This is a genomic window from Legionella sp., from assembly GCF_049790535.1.
Classification (GTDB): Bacteria; Pseudomonadota; Gammaproteobacteria; order Legionellales; family Legionellaceae; genus Legionella.
The window spans coordinates 1-2757 of sequence record NZ_JBAQZB010000106.1 but is presented as its reverse complement, the minus strand read 5'-3'; the positions used below and the strand labels follow the sequence as shown (position 1 = coordinate 2757).

Below are 2757 nucleotides of genomic sequence, written 5' to 3'. Positions count from 1 at the left end.
GGCCTGTTGATATATTGTGTTTCCAATACGATTTTGGTTTGTATGTTCAAGATCTGCAGCAACGACTGCTCCGACACCGCGAACATTGGTTAATCTACCAGATAATTGTGCTACTTCGTTGAGACATTGAAGCATGTATTCACCTAATAATTGGGCTTGTTGGATAATTTCTTCATCATGCATTACTTTAAGAGTGGCCAGAGCTGCACTGACAGCAAGAGAATTACCACTGTACGTATGTGAATGTAAAAATGATTTACCGCTGCCATAATCATCATAAAAAAGTTCAAATAGTGAATGATCAATCATGACACAGCTAAGTGGAATAGAGCCAGAAGTTAACCCTTTAGATAAACATATCAGATCCGGTTCAATTCCAGCGTGATTGCATGCTAGCCATTCACCTGTACGTCCGAGGCCGGTCATAATTTCATCAGCAATAAGGTAAATTTTCTTTATTTTTGCCCATGCAGACAATTTTTTTAAAAAATCAGGGCTGTAGCATAACATTCCCCCAGCTCCTTGTATTACTGGCTCAAGAATAATAGCGCATACTTTATCACTGATGGCATTTAATTGTTTTTCTACAATTTGCCAATAACTATCACAATTTTCCCATAAGGGATCATTTTTTCCATGAAGATAAGGAATGATTTCAATAAAATGGCAAGGAACACCATAGGATTCATAAGGTGCTTTATACAGTCCTAAATCACTGACTCCCATAGCGGCAAGTGTTTCACCGTGATAACCATTTTTAAGAGCAACAAATTCGTTTTTCTGTTTAAAGCCATTAATCTGATTGGCATGAATGGTTAATTTCAGTGCGATTTCAACGGCGCTGGAACCATCACTGGCAAAGAAAACATGTTGTTTCTTAGTAATTTTGGTTAATTCTTCACCTAACTTAACCAAAGAAGGATGAGTCGTATTTGCCGCAATTACATGTTCAAAGCGATTGAGCTGCTTAGTTATTGCAGCAATGACAACTGGATGTCCGTGACCTAAGGATTTACACCACCAACTAGAAATTGCATCGATGAGTGGTCCTTGGTTTGTATAAAGGTAGCTACCCTGCGCACGATCAATGATAAGTGGTGGACAGGTTTCAAAGTCTTTCATTTGAGCACATGGATGCCATATATGTTTTAAATCGCGAGTAATTAATTGGTTTATGTTGACCATTTTAAAAAATTTGGTTGACAAGATTAGAGACAACTTTATCATGTTCGATATTATAAATAATAGGGGCTATTTGTGACACAAATTAAAAAACAATGGACAATTTCTGAAATTACGACACTTTATGAACAGCCATTTAATGATCTATTAAATCAGGCACATACAACGCATCGAGAAAATCATGATGCAAATTCATTGCAATTTGCAACTTTGTTGAGCATCAAAACTGGAGCTTGTCCAGAAGATTGTGGGTATTGCTCTCAGAGTGGACATCATAAAACCCATGTTGAAAAAGAAAAACTGATGTCTCTTGCTGATGTACTAAAAAGTGCTCAAGAGGCTAAAGAAGGTGGTGCCACGCGTTTTTGTATGGGTGCTGCCTGGCGTTGTCCCCCGGATAAAGCCATGCCTCAACTAAAAGAGATGATTGAAGGAGTAAAGGCTTTAGGTATGGAAACCTGTATGACTTTAGGGATGATAAATAAAGAGCAGGCGATGGGTTTAAAAGAAGCGGGGCTTGATTATTATAATCATAATATTGATACCTCTCCCTCTTATTATGAAAAAGTAGTGACGACACGCAAATTTAGCGATCGTTTAGAAACGTTGGATAATGTTCGTACTGCAGGAATTAATGTTTGTTGTGGAGGGATCTTGGGTTTGGGTGAGATGCGTGAGGATCGCATTGAGTTCTTATTTACATTAGCTCATTTGGAAACACCACCAGAAAGCGTACCAATTAACCGTTTAATTCCTGTTGAGGGTACACCACTTTCCAAGGCTCCTCAAGTCGAAGGACTTGAGTTGGTTCGTACCATTGCCACTGCACGAATATTGATGCCACAAAGCGCTATACGTTTGACCGCAGGGAGAACAGAAATGAGTGATGAGCTACAGGCACTTTGTTATTTTGCAGGAGCAAATTCTGTGTTTATAGGTGATAAGTTATTAACCGAAGAAAATCCACAGCGTATTAAGGACAAAGTGCTTTTTAACAAACTTGGTTTGACCGAAATGGTTTAATTGAAATTTCCATGTTTTTAAATAAAAAAATTAAAAACTATACTTCTCAATTGAGGCAACAGGGACTATTGAGAAGACGGTCGTTATCGGATGATTCTCAACTAATTCATTTTGATAGTAATGATTATTTATCATTAGCTGAACATAACTGTATTTCAGCGGCTTATCAACAGGGTTATGCTGTTTATCCCGCTGGAAGTGGTGCCTCAATGTTACTGAGTGGTTATCATAAAAATCATCGTGCTGTGGAACAGGCATTTGCTGACTTATTAGCTGTAGATGAATGTATTTTATTTACTTCAGGATATGCTGCAAATCTTGCTGTTACTGCATTGCTTGGTGAATTACAAGCTCATTGTTTTATTGATAAAGCAGTTCACGCATCAATTTATGATGGTTTAACTCTGGCTCAAATCAAGTACACACGTTATTGCCATAATGACCTAGATGATTTAAAGCATAAGTTAATAACACACTCAGCAAATTCAGCATTAATTACAGAAGGTATTTTTAGTATGAGTGGTCAAATAGCTCCTTTAACCACTATTTCTT

General features: G+C 37.6%; 3 protein-coding genes. 2 read left to right on the top strand and 1 reads right to left on the bottom strand.

Features of this window, described 5'->3' with window-relative positions; genetic code table 11:
• A partial coding sequence (gene bioA, locus WA877_RS06390; RefSeq protein ID WP_425170093.1) for an adenosylmethionine--8-amino-7-oxononanoate transaminase occupies positions 1 to 1185 on the bottom strand: 1185 nt, incomplete at its 3' end.
• 72 nt (positions 1186 to 1257) lie between these two features.
• Between bioA and bioB the strand changes: the two genes are divergently transcribed.
• Positions 1258 to 2205, top strand: coding sequence for a biotin synthase BioB (gene bioB / locus WA877_RS06385; protein ID WP_425170092.1), 948 nt, complete (start codon positions 1258 to 1260; stop codon positions 2203 to 2205).
• Positions 2206 to 2216: 11 nt separating this feature from the next.
• Positions 2217 to 2757 (top strand): aminotransferase class I/II-fold pyridoxal phosphate-dependent enzyme (locus WA877_RS06380; RefSeq protein WP_425170091.1); only part of this gene is annotated, 541 nt, incomplete at its 3' end.